Source organism: Azospirillum melinis (assembly GCF_013340935.1).
Classification (GTDB): Bacteria; Pseudomonadota; Alphaproteobacteria; order Azospirillales; family Azospirillaceae; genus Azospirillum; species Azospirillum melinis.
Genome location: NZ_WHOS01000018.1, coordinates 1 through 19,586, shown reverse-complemented (window position 1 = coordinate 19,586; position 19,586 = coordinate 1). Strand labels below are relative to the sequence as shown.

Genomic DNA, 19,586 nt, shown 5'->3' with positions numbered 1-19,586 from the left:
GAGGCTACTCCTTCATCACCTGCGGCAGGTCGCGCGCACCGTGGACGATGCGGATCACGATCACCCGGTCCGCTTCCGCGGCTTTGTATATGATCAGGTAGGGTGAAACGGACAGGCTGCGCAAGCCGACGCCCAACTCGGGACGGCTTCGGCCGATGGCAGGCATCGACGCGATCTTCCTGCAATGGTCCCGGATATCCAGGACCATGCGGACGGCGGCCAGTGGATTGTCCTGGGCGATGTAGTCGCCGATGCTCTCAAGATCGGCTTCCGCGGCGGCGGTGAAATCCAGCCGTGCCATTGCTGCCGGTCAACCCTGTCCGGGCTCTCCCGCCTTGGCATATTTGGCGATCAGGCGCTCGAACAGCATCTCGCCGTCCGTTGTCCGTCCTGCATCCGCGTTTTCCAGCCCGACAGCGACGTCGTCCTTCAACGACTGCCGGCGTTCCTCTTCACTCTCATCGACCGGTTCGATGGTCACCCGGAAGCGGGTTCCGGCCGGCGGGCGGATGGGGAGGGCGGCCGTGATCGCTCGCGGCAGTTCCTCCGCCGGAATTGTGGCCGTCACTTTGGAGAGGCGTGCCGGCGGAATCGACGAAGCGGGCATCGCGGGAGCCTCCGGGGGAAAATCGGTGCGCTCTCAAGATACAGTCCCCAGCCTCGGGTGGAAAGCGGTGACCGCCATGCCGCTCCCCGTCTCCCTCACGCCGCCCGGATTTTCCCGATGAAGTCGGCGACGTCGCTCCGCAGTCCGTCGGCGTTCCGCTTCAGCGCGTCGGCCATCGACAGCACCTCCTTCGCCATGGCGCCGGCCCGGCTGGCCTCGGTGCCGACCAGGGAGGCGTTGTGCGACACCCGGTCGGTGCCGTCGGCGGCCTGCCGGACGTTGCGGCCGATCTCCGCGGTGGCGGCGTTCTGCTCCTCCACGGCGGCGGCGACCGCGGAGATGTTTTCCTCGATGTGGGTGACGATGCCGCCGATGTCGTCGATGGCGCTGACGGTGTGGCCGGTCGCCGCCTGGATTTCGGCCACCTTGGCGGTGATGTCTTCGGTCGCCTTCGCCGTCTGGTTGGCGAGGCTCTTCACCTCCTGCGCCACCACCGCGAAGCCCTTGCCGGCCTCGCCCGCGCGGGCGGCCTCGATGGTCGCGTTGAGGGCGAGAAGGTTGGTCTGGCTGGCGATGTCGGTTATCATCCGCACGATCTCGCCCACCTGCTGGGCGGCGCCACTGAGATCGGCGATGACGTCGGCGGTGCGCCGGACGTCGCCGACCGCCCGTTCCGCCATCTCGGTCGAGCCCGCCATCTGGCGTCCGATCTCGGCGATGGAGGCGGTCAGCTGCTCCGCCGCGGCGGCGACGGCCTGGACATTGTCGGATGCCCCTTCCGACGCGCGGGCGACGGAGAGGACATGGACCTCGGTCTCCGAGGCGATGTGGCTCATCTGCTGGGCATTGCCGCGCAGGCCGGTGGCAGCGCCCGCCAGCTGTTCGGCGACCTCTTCGATGTGGCGGTCGAACGCGTCGACCAGCCGCTCCAGCCGCTCGGCCTCGCGCAGCCGGTCCTCCTGGTGTTGCCGTTGCTCCGCGGCGAGCCGGTCGGCTTCGGTGAGGCTGAGACGGAACTGGTCCAGGCTGCGCGCCATGGCTCCCAGCTCGTCGGCGCGTTCGGCGCCGTGGATGGTCAATTCGCGCTCGCCGGCTTCCATCCGCGCCATGTCGCCGTTCAGGCGGGCGATGGGCCGGGTGATGTTGCGGGCGACGAGGACGGCGATCAGCGTCATGGCGATCAGCAGGATCGCCAGACCGGCCGCCATGCCGACCAGCCGGGTCATCGACTCCTGCGCGTCGCGGCTGGCGAGCCCGATAAGGTCGTCGGCCACCCGGGTTTCGACGCTGCGCAGCATGTCGATGGTGATGGTGATGGTGTCGAACCACTTGCCGGCATCGACCCGCCCGCCCTCGGCTCCATAGGCCGATGCGATGCCGATCCGCCGCATCCGCTCCACCTCCGCGATGGCCGGTCCGGCAACGGTCCGGTCGAAATAGCGGGCCTGTTCGTCCGTCAGCTTGTTCTTCAGCCCGCCCATCAGCGCCTTGTATTCGCCCGACAGCTCGATGAAGCGTTCATGCGCGTCGATGGGGAAACGGTCCTTGCGGAAGGCGCCGCCGCCGACCGCACGCTGCTGGCCCAGCCGTTCCTTCGCCTCCGACAGGGAGACCAGGGCGTCGGCGGCCCGCAGCTGGTCGCTGCCGTCGGACAGGGACCGGGCCTGCCCGGCGGCGTCGAGCAGCCTGCGGATCATGACGGTGTAGCTCGCCACCACCTCCATCGAGGATTGCGCCATGCCGTCGACGCCGGTGCGCAGGCCGGACAGCTGCGACAGTGCGTCGCGGGCGCCGCCAATCGCGGCAGCCACCTGGGAATCGCCGATCCGGGCCTCGGCGAATTGCCGGTTCAGGTCGGCCATCCGGGCGTCGGCAGCGGTCCGCACCGTCTCCAGGCGCTTGCGGTCTTCGGCGAGCTTGCCGCCGAGGAAGATGGAGGAGGAACCGCGTTCCTTCTGAAGCTCGTGCACGAGGCTGGTCATGCCGACCGACAGGCGGGTGACGGAGGCGAGATCGGACGCCCGGCGGCTCGCTTCGACCTGTTCCCACACCAGCAGCGACGACAGCACGACCACGCCCGCCATCGGGACCGACAGGGCCAGCGCCATCTTGCGCGCGAAGCGCATGTCGCCGAGCAGCCGATCCGCGACCTTCAAAAGCGAAACCATCTTACGACTCCAACATCCTTGACCGTTGCGGCATGGCGACGAAAGTTCCAAGCCGAAGGTATGAAAGCTAATGGGTTAAAGCACAGTTAGGTTTAACCACGACGTTGGTAGGGAGATTGTTAAGGCACTCCATCAACCGGCGCTCATGCGGCCGTCGCGGCCAAAGCGCCGTATCCGACGGCGGGGGCGCGAAATTTGCCTCGCTTCCGTCGCGTCAGGGCGGTAGAACGTGGGTCCCGGTCCGCAGGTCTCTTGGGTTCGTGGCGTGACCGGAGCGGTCTTCCGGAGCGTCCATGTCCAACACCGAATTCCATCGCATCAAGCGCCTGCCGCCCTACGTCTTCGCCGAAGTGAACGCGATGAAGGCGCGAGCTAGGGCCAACGGCGCCGACATCATCGACCTCGGCATGGGCAATCCCGACCAGGCGACCCCGCAGCACATCGTCGACAAGCTGGTCGAGGCCGTGCGCGATCCGAAGACGCACCGCTACTCGAACTCCCGCGGCATCCCCGGCCTGCGCAAGGCCCATGCCGCCTATTACAAGCGCCGCTTCAACGTCGACGTCGATCCCGAGACCGAGTGCATCGTCACCATCGGCTCGAAGGAAGGTCTGGCGAACCTCGCCCAGGCGATCACCAGCCCCGGCGACATCATCCTGGTGCCGAATCCCTCGTACCCGATCCACCCCTTCGGCTTCATCCTGGCCGGCGCCTCGGTGCGCCACCTGCCGGTGGGCATGGAGAACGGGGCGTCGACCGACATCGACAGCTTCATGATCATGCTGGAGCGCGCCGTGCGCCACAGCGTGCCGAAGCCGCTGGCGCTGGTGCTGAACTACCCGTCGAACCCGACGGCCGAGGTGGTCGGGCTGGACTTCTACCGTCCGATCGTCGAGTTCTGCCGCAAGCACGGCATCTACATCCTGTCCGATCTGGCCTATGCCGAGATCTTCTTCGACAACGACCCGCCGCCGTCGATCCTCGAGATCCCGGAAGCGCGCGAGATCGCCGTCGAGTTCACCTCGATGTCGAAGACCTATTCGATGGCCGGCTGGCGCATCGGCTTCGCCACCGGCAACAAGACGCTGATCACGGCGCTGGCCCGCATCAAGTCGTACCTCGACTACGGTGCCTTCACGCCGATCCAGGTCGCCGCCGCCGCCGCGCTGAACGGTCCGCAGGACTGCGTCCAGCAGGTGCGCGACATGTACAAGCAGCGCCGCGACGTGATGATCGAGGGTCTGGCCGCCGCCGGCTGGGAGGTCCCCAGCCCGAAGGCGTCGATGTTCGCCTGGGCACCGATCCCGCCGCAGTTCGCCCATCTGGGCTCGCTGGAATTCTCCAAGCTGCTGCTCCAGCAGGCGGAGGTCGCGGTGGCGCCCGGCATTGGCTTCGGCGAATACGGCGACGGCCATGTCCGTCTGGCGATGGTGGAGAACGTCCACCGCATCCGCCAGGCGACCCGCAACATCAAGGAGTTCTTCCGCTCCAACGCCGGCGGCGTTGCGGCGAGCAAGGACCCGGTGGCCCGCGCCGCCCTTCTGGAATCCGAGAAAGCGAAAGCCTGATGCCGAACGCCCAGCAAGCCCCCCTGAAAATCGCCGTCGCCGGCCTTGGTACGGTCGGTGCCGGCGTCCTGAAGCTGCTGGAAACGCAAGGCTCGCTGATCGAACAGCGCTGCGGCCGCCGGATCGAGGTGGTCGCGGTCAGCGCCCGTTCGAAGGGCAAGGACCGCGGCGTCGATCTGTCGCGCGTCCAGTGGTTCGACGATCCCGTCGCGATGGCCGCCCAATCCGGCGCCGATCTGGTGGTGGAGCTGATCGGCGGGTCGGAAGGCCCGGCGCGCGACACCGTCGCCACGGCGTTGGAGACCGGCAAGCATGTGGTCACCGCCAACAAGGCGCTGCTGGCCGTCCATGGCACCGAGATCGCCCAAAAGGCCGAATCGCGCGGCCTGACCGTTGCCTTCGAGGCGGCGGTGGCCGGCGGCATCCCGATCATCAAGGGGCTGCGCGAGGGTCTGGCCGGCAATGCCGTGTCGGAAATCCACGGCATCCTGAACGGCACCTGCAACTACATCCTGACGGAGATGCGGACCACGGGCCGCGACTTCGCCGATGTGCTGGCCGATGCCCAGGCTCTGGGATATGCCGAGGCCGATCCCAGCTTCGACATCGACGGCATCGACGCGGCCCACAAGCTGGCGATCCTGGCGTCGGTCGCCTTCGGCACGCCGGTCGATTTCTCCTCGGTCTACATCGAGGGCATCCGGCAGGTGTCGGCGGTCGATTTCGACTATGCCGACCAGCTGGGCTTCCGCATCAAGCTGCTGGGCATCGCCCGTCGCACCGAGTCCGGCGTCGAGCAGCGCGTCCATCCCTGCATGGTGCCGGTGGCCGCCCCCATCGCGTCGGTGGACGGTGTGTTCAACGCCGTGGTGGCGCAGGCCGACTTCGCCGACCGGGTGCTGTTCGTCGGCCGCGGCGCCGGTGCCGGCCCGACCGCGTCGGCGGTGGTCGCCGACCTGATCGACATCGCGCGCGGGCGGTCTACGCCCACCTTCGGCGTTCCGGCCGATCGGCTGGGGGCGGCAACCCCCTCGCCGATGGAAGCGCGCCGCGGGTCGTACTACGTCCGCCTGATGGTCGTGGACCGTCCCGGTGTGATAGCGGATATCGCAGCGGCGATGCGCGACCAGAACGTCTCCATGGAGCAGTTCCTGCAACGCGGCCGCTCGCCGGGCGAAGGCGTTCCGGTGGTCCTGACCACCCATGACACCGACGAGGCGGCCATGCAGCGCGCGCTTGCGACCATCGCGGCCAGCGACAGCGTGCTGGAGCCGCCGCGGATGATCCGGATCGAACAGTTCTGACTGGCAGTTCTGACCGGGACCGTTTCCCACCATAACCAATACACAGCCTGATACGACCGAAGAGTCGGGGGGAGCACACGATGTCTACGCCGTCTACGCATGTCGACCTGTCCCACATGGACCGCAACCTCGCGCTGGAGGCCGTCCGCGTGACCGAGGCCGCCGCCCTGTCGGCCTCGCTGCTGATGGGCCGCGGCGACGAGAAGCTGGCCGACCAGGCCGCCGTCGATGCCATGCGCCAGGCGCTCAACACGCTCTACATCGACGGCACCGTCGTGATCGGCGAGGGTGAGCGCGACGAGGCCCCGATGCTCTACATCGGCGAGAAGGTCGGTGCCGGCATCGGCTCCGGCCCGAAGGTCGACATCGCGCTCGACCCGCTGGAAGGCACCACCATCTGCGCCACCGGCGGCCCGAACTCGCTGGCCGTGATCGCCATGGCGGAAGAGGGCGGCTTCCTGAACGCCCCCGACGTCTACATGGACAAGATCGCCGTCGGCGCCGGCCTGCCGGACAATGTCGTCGACCTGGACGAGACCCCGGCCAACAACCTGAAGGCGCTGGCCGCCGCCAAGGGCACCGAGGTGCAGGAGCTGCTGGTCTGCATCCTGAACCGTCCGCGCCATGCGGAGCTGATCGCCCGTGTCCGTGAAGCCGGCGCCCGCATCATGCTGATCAACGACGGCGACGTGTCGGGCGTGATCGCCACCAGCCAGGCCGGCACCGGCGTCGACATGTATGTCGGCTCCGGCGGTGCGCCGGAAGGCGTGCTGGCCGCGGCGGCGCTGCGCTGCATCGGCGGTCAGTTCCAGGGCCGTCTTCTGTTCCGGAACGACGACGAGAAGGCCCGCGCCGCCAAGTGGGGCGTCACCGACCTCGACAAGAAGTACAGCCTGCACGAGCTGGCGCGCGGCAACGTCATGTTCGCCGCCACCGGCGTCACCGACGGCGCCATGCTGAAGGGTGTCCGCCGCGTTCCGGGCGGGGCCTATACCCACTCGGTCATCATGCGTTCCAAGTCGGGCACGGTCCGCTACATCGAGGCGCACCACAACCTGTCGCGCAAGGTCAGCGTGAAGTAAGGGCGTCGCCGCCGATCCCGCTCGGGGCCGGATGCCGTGGACAGGGGCGCGCGGGACTTCTCCCGCGCGCCCTTCTCTTTGCCGTTTTCCAGCAGGACGGTTACGGCTTGCTGCTGGCGGTCGTCTGCGCCGCCGCCGGATAGACGCCCAGCGTGTTCCACAGGGCCGAGCAGTTGCCGGCCTGATCCATGCCGGAGACCGGCGTCGTCTTCGCTGACGTCCGGCTGTTGAAGACGTTCAGAACGCCGGTGGGGGTATAGGCGGTCAGTCCGGCCGGGGCTGCCGGGTTCTTGGCGAAGCTTGCCCAGGTCGAGGTCATCGTGCCGGCCAGCGCGGCGTCCGCCTGGGGCGGGTTGGCGAACAGGATGCCCAGCGTGCTGAACACATAGGGCAGCTCGTTGGCATGGCAGACATTGCCGTTGCTCGGGGCGCAGGCCGCGACCGGCTGGCCCGACGCCGTCTTGTAGAGGTCGAAGATCGGCTGCTGGCCGAACAGGTAGCCATAGATCGGCGAGGTGCCCTTGGCGTTGGCGATCTGGCCGTAGGCCTGTCCGGCCGTCCACAGATTCGCGCAGTGGAAGGCGAAGTCGTCGATCAGCAGATCGGTCGTCTGCGCCGTTCCGTTGGTGATCTTGTCGAGGCCGTAATAGGTCGGCGGGTTGGCGGCCGGCGCCACATAGGGCTTCTCGCCGGCACTGTTCCGGTAAGCGGCGATGCTCGCCAGCGCGGTGGCGTCGGGGATCGCCTTGGCCAGGATCTTGTTGTACTCCGCCGGAAGATAGGGGCCGGGGATTCCGGCCGCGATCATCGCGGCGAAAACGGCACCTTCATCGGCATTGACGCCGAACAGGAAGGGCTTCTGCGGCATGCCGGTGGCGAAGCCGGCGATCGGCTGGGCGACGACGTCCTTGCCGTCGATGGTCGGCGCCCAGGGCAGGGAGTCCGCCAGCGCCCCGGCCGCCGGAACGGGGCCACCGCCGTTGCCGATGCCCAGATTGAGGAAATCGGCCTGCGCCTTCTGGATGGAGTCGGCCGACAGGCTCTGCAACCATTCCATGTTGCCCGGACAGCTCAGCAGATGGAGCGTCTTGGTGCACAGCCAATGGATGAAGTTGGTGCCCTGGCTCTGGGTGTCGGCCAGGGTGCGATACAGCGATCCGATGGGGTTGCTTTCCATGATCGCTGCCCGGAACAGCGGAGCGCTGGCGGGAGAGGCGAAGAGATGCAGCCCGGTGGACATCGCGCCGGCGCTCTCCCCGAACAGCGTGACCTGCGTCGGATCGCCGCCGAAGCGGGCGATGTTGGACTGCACCCAGAGCAGGGCGTTGCGCTGGTCGTCGAGGCCGAAGTTGCCGTTGATGTCGACGGTCGGCGCATCCTTCTTGCCGGTCGCCGGCACCTGCGCCGCCATGAAGCCCAGCGCACCAAGCCGGTAGTTCAGCGTGACCACAATGACGCCGTTCTGCGCCAGCGCCGACCCGTTGTAGACCGGCGAGCCGCCCGAGCCGAGGACGAAGGCGCCGCCGTGGATGAAGACCATCACCGGCAGCTTGGCCGCAGGGTTGTTCAGCGAGGCCGTAGGCGCCTAGACATTCAGATACAGGCAATCCTCACCGGTCGCCGGCGGCTGGGCGTCCCAGGCCGGCAGCTTCTGAATGCATTGATTCTGCATGTTCATCGCCTGCATGGCGGGCGCGGGCGGCCAGTTTGCCGGCGCGCTGGGCATCCAGCGGTTCGGCGGCACCGGCTGGTTCGCCACATAGGGAATGCCGAGATAGGAGGTGACGCCCCCCGTCCCCTGGCTGCCGCAAAGGGCTGCGGTCGATTTCGTGTTGTCGGTCCAGACCGTCGTCGGGTCGGACGTCGTGCAGGCGGGGGCGGCCGGTGGCTGGGGATTCGGCGTTGCCGGCTTGGGCGAGGCCGCCCAGGCCGATCCCACGACCGATGTGGCCAGGAGGGGAAGGGCCAGCATGCCCGCGAAAAACGCGCTCGTAGATTTCTTATTGCGGATGATCGACATTGGACTATTCCTCTAAAGTAGAAATAATTACTGCATACTATTAGCAAATACGGGAAACTTCCATCGGTCGGGGGGCTTGCGGGGACAGGGTTCCGCGGTTCGCCAGGGGTGGCGCCCGATCGCGGCGCGGTGAAGCGTGTGCTCGGCAGGCGTTTCCAGCCCATCGAATCCGCGCAGGTCTGCCGCGGCAACACTGCAGAGGGTTGTCCATTGATTTCGCGGGTGCGAAAGGCAAAATAGGACCATGTAATCAGCGCCAAGCGCAGGAGATCAACATGGCCTACTCTTCGATGCAGTCTTCGTCCGGTGAATTGTTTGCGACCGGAACAAAAGAAATCACCCTCTTCCAGCGTGTCGCTCATTGGGTCAACGAACGGATTGAACTTTACCGCGCGGAAAGTGAGCTGAACCATATGTCCGATGCCGAACTGTCCGACATCGGACTGACCCGCGGCGAAATCCATATGGCGGTCCGTCGCAACGGCTGAATCGGCGTCCGACCGTTTCGATTTGCGGTGTGACCGGATATCGAAAGGTTTGCCCACGGCGTTTGGCGCGAGGCGGCCAATCGAGTCCCGAATGCGGAAAGCCCCGGAAAATGCCGGGGCTTTCGCATATGAACCAGCATTAACCTTTTCTTCATGGACCCTGCCCATGCGACGCATATGCCTGGGAAGGGTTGCGCGGTGCAGCATGATTATGGTTAATGCATTTTAACATTACCCCCGGTTCTGTTCGAAAATGGAAACGGGGCGCCTTCGGGAACCCCAATCCTCCGTTGAGAGCCGTGGTCGAAGCATGAGTCTCATTCATCGCCTTCAGTCGCTGGAAGCGGAGCGCGATGCCGCCCGGGAGGAAGCCGAGCGCGCCAATCTCGCCAAGTCGAAGTTCCTCGCTGCCGCCAGCCACGACCTCCGCCAGCCGCTCCAGGCCTTGTTCTTCCTGTCCGCAGCCCTTGCCCGCCATGTCGGCGACCACAGCGGCCGCGATCTGCTGTCCCGGCTCGACCAGGGGCTCGACACCATGAAGGGCCTGCTGGACGGGTTGCTGGAAGTGTCGCGGCTGGAGGCGGGGGTGGTGACGCCGGTTCTCGACACCTTCGACGTCGGCGAGCTGACGGACGCGCTCGACGCTGCCTACGGCGAGCAGGCGACCGCCAAGGGGCTGGTCTGGCGGGTGGAAAGCTGCGAGGCGGTGCTGCGCAGCGACCGCGGGCTGCTGATGCAGCTGCTGCGCAATCTGGTCGACAATGCGCTACGCTACACCGAGGCCGGAGCGATCCGCATCCGCTGCCGCATCGATGCCGGGCCGGACGGCGACCGGCTGGCCATCGAGGTGCAGGACACCGGCATCGGCATCCCGCCGGAACATCTCGACCGCATCTTCGAAGAATTCCATCAGGTCGGCAATCCGGAGCGCGACCGGCTGCGCGGGCTCGGGCTCGGGCTGGCCATCGTGCGGCGGCTGTCGCAGCTGCTCGACCATCCGGTCGAGGTGCGGTCGGTGCATGGGCAGGGATCCGCCTTCCGCGTCCTGGTGCCGCTGGCGCCGGCCCGCTTCCTGGCCGGCCGGGCAGGGGGGCCGGAGCGGCCGCCTTCCATCGACCGCCCGCGCCTTGCCGTGGTGGTCGATGACGACGCGGTGGTGCTGCTGGGCTTGCAGACGGTGCTGACCGAATGGGGTTTCCGCGTCGTCGCCGCCGACAGCGCCGACCGGGCGATGGACCGGCTGGAGTCGCTGGGACGGGTGCCGGACATCGTCATCGCCGATTACCGGCTGCGCGAGGGGCGGGTCGGAACCGAGGTGATCCGCCGGGTGCGCGCACGCTACGGCGCCGAGGTCCCGGCCCTGATCCTGACCGGGGAGACCGGCGCCGACACGCTGGCCGACGCCTCGGCCCATGGCGTGGCGATCCTGCACAAGCCGGTGACCCCGCGCCAGCTCCAGGCCGAGGTCGACCGACAGCTGCGGATCACGCGCACCAACGGCATCGCGCAAGCCGCGCAGTAGCTCCGCTCAGGCAGCCCCTTAAATCAGCGCACCCTGCCGCACATCGGTCTCCGTCCCGTCGGCCGGAGCGGCATCGCCGTGGTCATGCCCGCCCAGCGCGGTGCGGCCGGCCTCAGTCAGGCGGCAGACCAGCCAGTCCGGCTTCAGCGGATTGTCGAACCAGCGCTCCGCCCATCCCGCCTTCAGGCAGGCTTCCACCGTCGGCTTCTTCACGCGCTGCCCGCGCTCGTCGAACAGCGGCAGCTTGCCGCCCGGCTGGTCCAGACCGCGGCGCAGCCATGCCCCCTGAACGTCGGACGGGGTGCTGCGGGACGGGGAACGGCGGGGCTTTGCCATGGGACGGGCTGCTCTTGCGGATACGGGAACGGACAGGAAAATCGCCGGCCCCGGCGGGGGCTGTGGCAAAGTGCGGGCATCCTACGCGAAAGCGCGAGGCAGGTGCATCGAAAAGGAGGGAGCCTTCCCCATGCCGGAAACCAGCCCCGATCCCGATGGGGACGGCCTCGTCTTCGCCTACGTCACCGCCGGTTCGCAGGAGGAGGCCCTGCGCATCGGCCGCAGCCTGGTGGAGGAACGGCTGGCCGCCTGCGCCAACGTGCTGGACGGCATGACCTCCGTCTATCGCTGGAACGGCGCGGTGGAGCAGGCCGACGAGGCGGTGCTGATCGCCAAGACCCGATCCTCGCTGTTCGACCGCCTGACGGCGCGGGTGCGCGAGCTGCACAGCTATGACACGCCCTGCGTCGTCGAACTGGCGGTCGGGCGCGGCAACCCGGCCTATCTCGACTGGCTGCGGGCGGAGACCGCCTGAGGCGCCGCAATACAGGAATATCCAAACAGAGCCTTGACGCCGATCAAAGGCACGGGTTGCAGTTGGCGATAGGAAAGGCGCGGGCCTCGCCGTCGCTTGAGCGGCCGCCTCATTCCCGGCCTCTTCATCCCGGCCTTTTTATCAAGGACATTGAGATCATGGACGATTGCTCCGCACACGGCCCCATTCCCCTGTCGCTGGACGAGGCGGTCGCCCGCGTCGCGCAGGGCTATGGCGCGGTGACCGGGACGGAGGAGGTGCCGCTGCGCCGTGCGCTCGGCCGCGTTCTGGCGGAAGAGGTGGTGGCGCCGGTCAACGTGCCGCCGGCCGACGTCTCGGCCATGGATGGCTGGGCCTTTCCCGCCGAGGCAGGGGAGGGCTTCCGGCGGCTGGACGTCGTCGGGCGGGTTCCGGCCGGATCGACGTTCGGCGGTACGGTCGCGGCGGGGCAGGCGGTGCGCATTTTCACCGGCGCGCTGGTCCCGGCCGGGGTCGACACTGTGGCGATGCAGGAGGATTGCCGGACCGACGGCGACGCCGTGCTGGTCCCGGCCTCGCTGAAGCGCGGCTCCAACATCCGGCTGGCGGGCGAGGACATGACCGCCGGTGCGGTGGTGCTGCAACCCGGCCAGCGCCTGCGCGCGCAGGAGGTCGGGCTGGCCGCCGCGGTCGGACGCTCCGCCCTGACGGTGCGCAAGCGGCTGACCGTGGTGCTGTTCTCCACCGGCGACGAACTGCGCGAGCCGGGGACGCCCAAGCCCGACCACGCCATCTATGACGCCAACCGCTATACGCTGGCCGCGCAGCTGGACGCGCTGGGGGTCGAGGTGCGCGACCTCGGTATCCTGCCCGACCGGCCGGACGCCACCCGCACAGCACTGGCCGAGGCCGCCGGCACCGCCGACCTGATCGTCACCAGCGGCGGCGTATCGGTCGGCGAGGAGGACCATGTCAAGGCGGCGGTCAATGCGCTGGGCTCCATCGACCTCTGGACCCTGGCGATCAAGCCAGGCAAGCCGCTGGCGCTCGGCCGGGTCGGCGACACGCCCTTCCTGGGGCTGCCCGGCAATCCGGTGTCGGCGATGGTTACCTTCCTGCTGGTCGGCCGCCCGCTGGTGCTGCGGCTGTCCGGGGCCAGCGGCATCGCCACGCCGCGCAGCCTGGTGGTCGCCGACTTCACCTTCACCAAGAAGCCCGGCCGCCGCGAGTTCCTGCGCGCCCGGCTGGAGCGTGGCGCCGACGGCCGCCCGGTGGCGGTGAAGTTCCCCAGCAACAGTTCCGGCGTGCTGACCTCGATGGTCGAGGCCGACGGGCTGGTCGACATGCCGGCGGAGGCCACGGCGGTGCGGCCCGGCGATCTGGTCGATTTCCTGCCCTTCACCGGCCTGTTCGCGTGACGCTGGAGCAGCTGCGCATCTTCGCCACGGTGGCGGAGATGCTGCACTTCACCCGCGCCGCGGAGGTTCTCCACCTGTCGCAGCCGGCGGTCAGCGCCGCCATCGCCGCGCTGGAGGCGGAGCATGGCCTGCGCCTGTTCGACCGCATCGGCCGCCGGGTGGAGCTGACCGCCGCCGGCGATCTGCTGCACGCCCAGGCCCGCGCCATCCTGGCGAAGGTCGAGGAAGCCGGCACGATGCTGGCCGAGCTGTCCGGCCTGTCGCGCGGCGCGCTGCGGCTGGCGGCGAGCCAGACCGTCGGCAACCATTGGCTGGCACCGCGGCTGCTGCGCTTCGCCGCCGCTTATCCCGGCATCCGCGTGGACCTGTCCATCGGCAACACCGAACAGGTGGCCGAGGCGGTGCGCGACGGCCGCGCCGAGCTTGGCATCGCCGAGGGCGCCGTGACCGATTCGGCGCTGGTCAGCGAACCCATCGAGGGCGACCGGCTGCGGCTGGTGGTCGGCGCCGCCCATCCCTGGGCCAAGCTGGGCCGGGTCGGGCGGGAGGAGATGGCGGCCGGACGCTGGATACAGCGCGAACCCGGCTCCGGCACCCGCGCGCTGTTCGAGGCGGCGATGCGCGGGGTGGGGCTGGCCCCCGACGCGCTCGATGTGGCGATGACGCTGCCCGGCGGCGGGGTGATCCGGGCGGCCCTGCTGGCCGGCGTCGGGGCCAGCGTGCTGTCCGACCTGATCGTCGCCGAGGATCTGGCGGCGGGGCGGATCGTGGCGCTGGACGGGCTGGACCTGCCGGCCCGGCCCTTCCATCTGCTGCGGCACCGCGACCGCTACCGCAGCATCGCCGAACGGGCGTTCGTGCGCATCGCGCTGGAAGCCGGGCAGGCGCCGGCTTCCAGCTGAGGAACGGGCGGGCGGACAAGTGCCGGTGGAAGCGCCGTCCTCGACAAGCGCGGTGGTACCCATACAGCCGAACGGTACATCGGCGGTTCGCCATATCGCCATGGCCCGGTTATCGGCGCTATAACCGGGCGATCCCGCTTCCGGTTGTAAGGCGACATGATGGCACGGCTGTTGACGCTGCTTTGGGTTCTGGTGGTGATGGCGATGACGGCCGGCCCGGTCCGTGCCGACTATACGCCGCCCGGTGCCCTTTCCGACGCTTCCGCCTACGCCAACGGGCTGCTGCTGAAATCGCCGCCGCAGCCGAAGCCGCAGGTGATCGCCGATTTGCTGAAGCAGGCGCGCGCCGCCCGCGACCGCAAGGACATCGCCGGCGCCATCCAGGCCTACGAGAAGACGATCACCCAGGGCGGTGGTTCCCCCTCGGTCTGGCTGGAGCTGAGCGCCGCCTGGCAGGCCGCCACCCCGCCCAACAGGGACCGCGCGCTGCAAAGCGCCGTGATGGCCGGCCAGTTCAACCCGAAGGACGAGGAACGGGTCGCCATCCTCTGGCGCATCGCCACCCTGATGGACGAGGCCTTCGGCAAGCCGGACGAGGCGGTCAAGGCGCTGAGGTCGATCCAGGAGATCGCGCCGAAGATGGAGGCGGCGACCCTCGACACCCAGGCGCCGAAGCTGGAGGAGCGCATCACAGCACTCCGCCGCAAGGCCGGGCTGGCGCTGACCGGCGTCACCGTCAATGCCGAGGGCAGCAGCCCGCGCGTCTGCTTCCAGTTCAGCGACCGGCTGAGCGGCAAGCAGGGCGTGCGCTTCGACGACTATGTCCGGGTGGAGCCGGCGACCAAGACCGCCATCGAGACGCGCGACAACAGCCTGTGCCTGCGCGGCGTCACCCATGGCTCCGGCTACACCGTCACCCTGCGCCAGGGTCTGCCCGGCGAGGACGGCGTGAACCTGAAGGCCGACGAGACCCAGCGCGTGCGCGTGCCCGACCGGCCGTCGATGGCCGCCTTCCGCGGCTCCGCCTACATCCTGCCGCGCAAGGGCGCCGACGGCATCCCGGTGGTCAGCGTCAACACCGACCGGCTCGACGTGTCGGTCTACCGCATCGCCGACCGCGCCCTGGTCTCCAACAAGTATGAAGGCAACATCTTCAACGAACTGACCAGCTATTCCGCCGACCGGCTCGCCCAGGAGAACGGCGAGCTGGTGTGGTCCGGCTCGCTGGAGGTGAAGGGGGAGCGCAACCGCGACACCACCGCGGCGATCCCGTTCCGTCAGGCCGTCGGCGACGATCCCAAGGCCGGCCTCTATGTCGTCACCGCCCGTCCGCATGACGTGGAGGAGTCCGACCGCTGGGAGGCGCTGGCGACCCAGTGGGTGCTGCTGTCCGACATCGGCCTGACCAGCTTCCGCGGCGCCGACGGGCTGACCGTCTTCGCCCGCTCCTTCGGCACCGCCAAGCCGCTGCCGGGGGTGGAGGTGGCGCTGGTCGCCCGCAACAACACCGAACTGGCCCGCACCAAGACCGACGAGTTCGGCCGCGCCCGCTTCGCCCCCGGCCTGTTGAAGACCGGCGGCAACGCGCCCGAGATGGCGATGGCCTATCTCGGCACCGATTTCGCCATGCAGGATCTGACCGGCGCCGCCTTCGACCTCAGCGACCGCGGGGTCGGCGGACGTCCGGCTCCGGGACCGATGGACGCCTTCGTCTATGCCGACCGCGGCGTCTACCGCCAGGGCGAGACGGTGAACCTGTCGATCCTGCTGCGCGACGACAAGACCGAGGCGGTCGACAATTTCCCGCTGACGGTGAAGGTCCTGCGCCCCAGCGGCACCGAATATTACAGCGGCGCCCTGAAGGGCCAGGAGGCCGGCGGCTTCTTCCTGCCGCTGACCCTGACCCGCACCGCGCCGCTCGGCGGCTGGGAGGTGCAGGTCTACAGCGACCCGAAGGGCGAGCCGATCGGCCGCGGCTCCTTCCAGGTCGAGGATTTCGTGCCGATCAAGCTGGCGCTCGACGTGACGGCCAGCGCACCGATCCTGGTGCCGGGCCAACCCTTCGAGGTGACGGCGCAGGGCCGCTTCCTCTACGGCCCGCCGGCCGCCGGGCTGGACGGCACCGCCGAGGTGGCGCTGAAGACCGACCCGATGCCCTATCCGGCCTTCAAGGACTATCGCTTCGGCCGCGTGCAGGACAACCCGACCGAGCGGCTCGACCCGCTGGAGTTCCCGACCACCGACGAGCAGGGCGTGTCGCACGTCGCCGTGACCCTGCCGGAGGTGCCGGACACCAGCAAGCCGCTGCGCGCCGACATCCGCGTCACCCTGTCCGAGCCGGGCGGGCGCCCGGTCCACAAGTCGGTCAGCGTGCCGGTGCGGCCGAAGACCCATGCGCTGGGCCTGCGCCCGCGCTTCTCCGACGGGCGCGTCGGCGAGGGGGGCGAGGCCGCCTTCGACCTCGTCGCCGTGGCGCCGGACGGCAGCGCCGTCGCCAAGCCCGGCATCAAGTGGGAACTGGTGGAGGAACGGGTGTCCTTCGTCTGGTTCCGCCGCGACGGCCGCTACAGCTACAACGCCACGGTGCGCGACATCCCGCTGGCGTCGGGCAGCGTCGACGTCGCCGCCGACAAGCCGGCGCTGGTGGCGCTCGGCAAGCGCGACTTCGGCCGCTACCGGCTGGAGGTGACGGACAAGGCGGCGGGTGTGGCCAGTTCCTACCGCTTCTATTCCGGCTGGGCGAGCGGCGACGAGACCGCCGACATCCCGGACAAGCTGGAGGTCTCCACCGACAAGCAGTCCTACAAGCCGGGCGAGACCGCCCGCATCCGCGTGGCGCCGCCCTTTGCCGGCGAACTGCTGGTGACGGTGGCGACCGACCGCATCTTCGACGTGCGCACCATTTCGGTTCCGGCCGAAGGGGCGACGGTGGAGATCCCGGTCGATGCCGCCTGGGGACCGGGCGCCTATGTCACCGCCACCGCCTACCGTCCGCCGGTCAAGGGGCGCGAGCGTCAGCCGGTGCGCGCCATGGGCGTTGCCTGGGTCGGCGTCGATCCGTCGGTGCGGACGATGACCGTCACGCTCGACGCGCCGCAGGTGATGCGCCCGCGCAGCCGGCTGGAGGTCGGGGTGAAGGTCGCCGCCGCCGATGGCGGGAAGATCGAGGACACCTATGTCACGCTGGCCGCGGTGGACGAGGGCATCCTGCGCCTGACCGACTTCGCCAGCCCGCAGCCGGAGAAGCATTATTTCGGCAAGCGCCGGCTGGGGCTGGACATCCGCGACGATTACGGCCGGCTGATCGACCCGCTCGACGGCCCCTATGGCGCCATGCGCCAGGGCGGCGATTCCAGCGGCGCCGGGCTGCCGGTGGTGCCCTTCACCGTGGTCTCGCTGTTCCACGGGCCGGTGAAGGTCGGCGCCGACGGCACCGCCCACATCGGCTTCGACGTGCCGGACTTCAACGGCGAGCTTCGGCTGATGGCGGTGGCCTACAGCCGCGGTCGCGTCGGTTCCGCCGCCGGTCCGGTGACGGTGCGCGATCCGCTGGTGGCCGACGCCATCCTGCCGCGCTTCCTCGCCCCCGGCGACGACAGCCGCGTCACCCTGTCGCTTCACAATGTCGAGGCGGCGGCCGGCACCTACGAGGTCGCCGTGACCGCCCAGGACGCGGTGGCGGTGGAGGGCGGCAATCTGTCGGTTCCGCTGGCGAAGGGCGAGCGCAAGACTCTGGTGGTGCCGCTGAAGGGCGTCGCCGCCGGCATCGGCCATGTCGCCGTCGCGGTGAAGGGGCCGGAGAATCTGGCGCTCAACCATGAGTACGGCATCACCGTCCGCCCGGCCCGCGCGGTGGAGACCCAGTTCGTCACCCGCCAGATCGCGCCCGGCGAGAGCGTCCGTTTCGACGGGGCCGAGCTTGCCACCTACCTGCCGGGAACCACCAGCTGGTCGGCCAGCTTCACCACGGCGCCGCCCTTCGACGTGGCCGGCATCCTGCGGGCGCTCGACCGCTACCCGTTCGGCTGCCTGGAACAGACTGTCAGCCGCGCCCTGCCGCTGCTGGTGGTGCGCGACGTGGAGCTGGCGCTGGGCAAGGACCGCAAGCCCGATGACGGGCTGGAGGCGCGGGTCCAGCAGGCGATCTCCCGCACGCTGGACAAGCAGCGTTTCGACGGCGCCTTCGGCCTGTGGGGGGCGAATGACGAGGCCGACGGCTGGCTGACCGCCTATGCCGCCGAGTTCCTCGTCCGCGCCAAGCAGAAGGGCGAGGCGGTTCCCGACAAGCCCTTGACCGATGCCCTGAACTGGCTGCGCCAGCGCGCCATCGCCAGCGCGTCGGACCCGAACGAGCTGGCGGTGCGCGCCTATGCCCTGCACACGCTGGCGCTGGCCGGCGTCTCGCTGCCAGGCCCGGCGCGCTACCTGCACGACACCGCGCTGGAGAAGCTGCCGACGCCGCTCGCCAAGGGACAGCTGGGGGCTGCGCTGGCCCGCATGGGCGACCAGGAGCGGGCGGCCAGCGCCTTCGACAGCGCGGTCGGCCATCTGGCGCGCGAGGAGTGGCATGTCGATTACGGCTCCACCGTCCGCGACTCCGCGGCACTGGTGGCGCTGATGACCGAGGTCAACATGGCCGGCACCCGCATCCCGGCGCTGATCGACCGTCTGCCGGCGTCGGCCACCGCCGCCAACCGCACCAACACGCAGGAAAAGGCGTGGTCGGTGCTGGCCGCCGACGCGCTGCTGCGCGGCGCGCCGGCCAAGGCGGAGATGACGCTGGGCGGTGCGAAGAAGGACGGCGCGCGGGTCGATCTGACCCCGACGCTGGCCCAGCTGAAGGCCGGCATCCCGGTCGCCAATTCCGGCAAGGCGGCGGTGTGGCAGGCGGTGTCGCTGTCCGGCGTGCCGGTGGCGCCGCAGCCGGCGGCGCGCGAAGGGCTGCGCATCAAGCGCAACTTCTTCACCCGCAAGGGCGAGGTGCTGAACCTCGACACCATCAAGCAGAACGACGTGTTCGTCGTCGTGCTGGAGGGCGAGGCCAACACCAAGCTGTTCCACCAGGGCATGGTGACCCATGCGCTGCCCGCCGGCTGGGAGATCGAGAACGCCAAGCTGGGCGGCGGCACGCCGGAGGAGATGGCGTGGCTGGGCGACCTCAGCTACACCCGCACGACCGAGGCGCGCGATGACCGCTATGTCGCCGCGGTGGATCTGACGGAGGACCAGCAGACCTTCAAGCTGGCCTTCATCGTCCGCGCCATCACCCCCGGCACCTACGAGTTGCCGGGGGCGACGGTGGAGGACATGTACAAGCCGCGCTTCTTCGCCCGCCAGACCACTGGGCGGATCACCGTCCGTCCGGCGGAGTGACGATTGGCGCTGGCTTGGGTGCGTAACGTTTGGGTAAGGCGGGCGGGAGTGGCGGCGGCCGGCGTCGCCGTCCTGATGGGGGCGGCGCTGTTGCTCGACCGGCTGTTCCCGCCGCCGCTCGACCGGCTGGCCGACCTGTCGGTGACGGTCACCGACCGCAAGGGCCAGCCGCTGCGCGTCTTCACCAACGCGGCCGGCGCGTGGCGGCTGCCGGCGACAGTGGACGATGTCTCACCGCTGTTCGTCGAGCTGCTGCTGGCCTATGACTGTCCCCTATACACATCTGACGCTGCCGGCGAATAGAGAGGGGGAGAGATCTGTGGACGCCCCACCGGGCGACGAAT

General features: G+C 69.1%; 14 protein-coding genes and 1 pseudogene. 10 read left to right on the top strand and 5 right to left on the bottom strand.

The genetic code is table 11. The annotated features are described in order from the left end of the window. Window positions 1-4: 4 nt before the first annotated feature. The 3 genes from GBZ48_RS15420 to GBZ48_RS15410 all read right to left on the bottom strand — a co-directional run bounded on the left by GBZ48_RS15420 (window position 5) and on the right by GBZ48_RS15410 (window position 2,775). Window positions 5-301, bottom strand: coding sequence for a type II toxin-antitoxin system RelE/ParE family toxin (locus tag GBZ48_RS15420; RefSeq protein ID WP_174471841.1), 297 nt, complete (start codon window positions 299-301; stop codon window positions 5-7). 9 nt (window positions 302-310) lie between these two features. Further along, window positions 311-607, bottom strand: coding sequence for a hypothetical protein (locus GBZ48_RS15415; protein WP_174471840.1), 297 nt, complete (start codon window positions 605-607; stop codon window positions 311-313). A 95-nt stretch (window positions 608-702) separates the two neighbouring features. Next, window positions 703-2,775, bottom strand: coding sequence for a methyl-accepting chemotaxis protein (locus GBZ48_RS15410; protein ID WP_174471839.1), 2,073 nt, complete (start codon window positions 2,773-2,775; stop codon window positions 703-705). A 293-nt stretch (window positions 2,776-3,068) separates the two neighbouring features. Here GBZ48_RS15410 and GBZ48_RS15405 point away from each other — a divergent pair, with 293 nt between their 5' ends. The 3 genes from GBZ48_RS15405 (at window position 3,069) to glpX (ending at window position 6,729) form a co-directional block, all read left to right on the top strand. Next, complete coding sequence (locus GBZ48_RS15405; protein ID WP_109086512.1) at window positions 3,069-4,343, top strand: LL-diaminopimelate aminotransferase; 1,275 nt, start codon at window positions 3,069-3,071, stop codon at window positions 4,341-4,343. Beyond that, window positions 4,343-5,647, top strand: coding sequence for a homoserine dehydrogenase (locus GBZ48_RS15400; RefSeq protein ID WP_174471838.1), 1,305 nt, complete (start codon window positions 4,343-4,345; stop codon window positions 5,645-5,647). The genes GBZ48_RS15405 and GBZ48_RS15400 overlap by 1 nt, the downstream gene beginning before the upstream one ends. Window positions 5,648-5,727: 80 nt before the next feature. Continuing rightward, window positions 5,728-6,729, top strand: a complete 1,002-nt coding sequence (gene glpX / locus GBZ48_RS15395) for a class II fructose-bisphosphatase (protein WP_174471837.1) — start codon at window positions 5,728-5,730, stop codon at window positions 6,727-6,729. A gap of 100 nt (window positions 6,730-6,829) precedes the next feature. Here the strand turns inward: glpX and GBZ48_RS15390 are convergent. After that, window positions 6,830-8,701, bottom strand: a pseudogene (locus tag GBZ48_RS15390) (carboxylesterase family protein). Between the two features lie 323 nt (window positions 8,702-9,024). On the opposite strand from GBZ48_RS15390, the gene GBZ48_RS15380 reads away from it, so the two are divergent. Together GBZ48_RS15380 and GBZ48_RS15375 are read left to right on the top strand one after the other, a co-directional pair. After that, window positions 9,025-9,237, top strand: coding sequence for a DUF1127 domain-containing protein (locus tag GBZ48_RS15380; protein WP_174471834.1), 213 nt, complete (start codon window positions 9,025-9,027; stop codon window positions 9,235-9,237). Window positions 9,238-9,547: 310 nt separating this feature from the next. Then, window positions 9,548-10,759 (top strand): ATP-binding response regulator, encoded by a 1,212-nt coding sequence (locus tag GBZ48_RS15375; RefSeq protein WP_174471833.1) that lies wholly within the window; start codon window positions 9,548-9,550, stop codon window positions 10,757-10,759. Window positions 10,760-10,777: 18 nt separating this feature from the next. On the opposite strand, the gene GBZ48_RS15370 is transcribed toward GBZ48_RS15375, so the two are convergent. Further along, entirely contained in the window at window positions 10,778-11,095 is a 318-nt protein-coding gene (locus tag GBZ48_RS15370; RefSeq protein WP_174471832.1) for a hypothetical protein, read from the bottom strand. 130 nt (window positions 11,096-11,225) lie between these two features. Here GBZ48_RS15370 and cutA point away from each other — a divergent pair, with 130 nt between their 5' ends. The 5 genes from cutA to GBZ48_RS15345 all read left to right on the top strand — a co-directional run bounded on the left by cutA (window position 11,226) and on the right by GBZ48_RS15345 (window position 19,545). After that, the gene (gene cutA / locus GBZ48_RS15365) at window positions 11,226-11,570 is read left to right on the top strand and encodes a divalent-cation tolerance protein CutA (protein ID WP_174471831.1); all 345 of its coding nucleotides are present in this window, start codon (window positions 11,226-11,228) and stop codon (window positions 11,568-11,570) included. Window positions 11,571-11,728: 158 nt separating this feature from the next. Beyond that, on the top strand, window positions 11,729-12,967 hold the full coding sequence (locus tag GBZ48_RS15360) for a molybdopterin molybdotransferase MoeA (RefSeq protein WP_174471830.1): 1,239 nt from the start codon (window positions 11,729-11,731) through the stop codon (window positions 12,965-12,967). After that, window positions 12,964-13,869, top strand: a complete 906-nt coding sequence (locus GBZ48_RS15355) for a LysR substrate-binding domain-containing protein (protein WP_174471829.1) — start codon at window positions 12,964-12,966, stop codon at window positions 13,867-13,869. The genes GBZ48_RS15360 and GBZ48_RS15355 overlap by 4 nt, the downstream gene beginning before the upstream one ends. A gap of 159 nt (window positions 13,870-14,028) precedes the next feature. Continuing rightward, window positions 14,029-19,242, top strand: coding sequence for an alpha-2-macroglobulin family protein (locus GBZ48_RS15350; RefSeq protein WP_246307208.1), 5,214 nt, complete (start codon window positions 14,029-14,031; stop codon window positions 19,240-19,242). A gap of 48 nt (window positions 19,243-19,290) precedes the next feature. Then, complete coding sequence (locus GBZ48_RS15345) at window positions 19,291-19,545, top strand: hypothetical protein (RefSeq protein ID WP_246307207.1); 255 nt, start codon at window positions 19,291-19,293, stop codon at window positions 19,543-19,545. Window positions 19,546-19,586 lie beyond the last annotated feature (41 nt).

Excerpts from the sequence above, each read along its gene's own strand:
- GBZ48_RS15420 (WP_174471841.1), bottom strand. The coding sequence starts at position 301 with ATGGCACGGCTGGATTTCACCGCCGCCGCGGAAGCCGATCTTGAGAGC.
- GBZ48_RS15415 (WP_174471840.1), bottom strand. The coding sequence starts at position 607 with ATGCCCGCTTCGTCGATTCCGCCGGCACGCCTCTCCAAAGTGACGGCC.
- GBZ48_RS15410 (WP_174471839.1), bottom strand. The coding sequence starts at position 2,775 with ATGGTTTCGCTTTTGAAGGTCGCGGATCGGCTGCTCGGCGACATGCGC.
- GBZ48_RS15405 (WP_109086512.1), top strand. The coding sequence starts at position 3,069 with ATGTCCAACACCGAATTCCATCGCATCAAGCGCCTGCCGCCCTACGTC.
- GBZ48_RS15400 (WP_174471838.1), top strand. The coding sequence starts at position 4,343 with ATGCCGAACGCCCAGCAAGCCCCCCTGAAAATCGCCGTCGCCGGCCTT.
- glpX (WP_174471837.1), top strand. The coding sequence starts at position 5,728 with ATGTCTACGCCGTCTACGCATGTCGACCTGTCCCACATGGACCGCAAC.
- GBZ48_RS15380 (WP_174471834.1), top strand. The coding sequence starts at position 9,025 with ATGGCCTACTCTTCGATGCAGTCTTCGTCCGGTGAATTGTTTGCGACC.
- GBZ48_RS15375 (WP_174471833.1), top strand. The coding sequence starts at position 9,548 with ATGAGTCTCATTCATCGCCTTCAGTCGCTGGAAGCGGAGCGCGATGCC.
- GBZ48_RS15370 (WP_174471832.1), bottom strand. The coding sequence starts at position 11,095 with ATGGCAAAGCCCCGCCGTTCCCCGTCCCGCAGCACCCCGTCCGACGTT.
- cutA (WP_174471831.1), top strand. The coding sequence starts at position 11,226 with ATGCCGGAAACCAGCCCCGATCCCGATGGGGACGGCCTCGTCTTCGCC.
- GBZ48_RS15360 (WP_174471830.1), top strand. The coding sequence starts at position 11,729 with ATGGACGATTGCTCCGCACACGGCCCCATTCCCCTGTCGCTGGACGAG.
- GBZ48_RS15350 (WP_246307208.1), top strand. The coding sequence starts at position 14,029 with ATGGCACGGCTGTTGACGCTGCTTTGGGTTCTGGTGGTGATGGCGATG.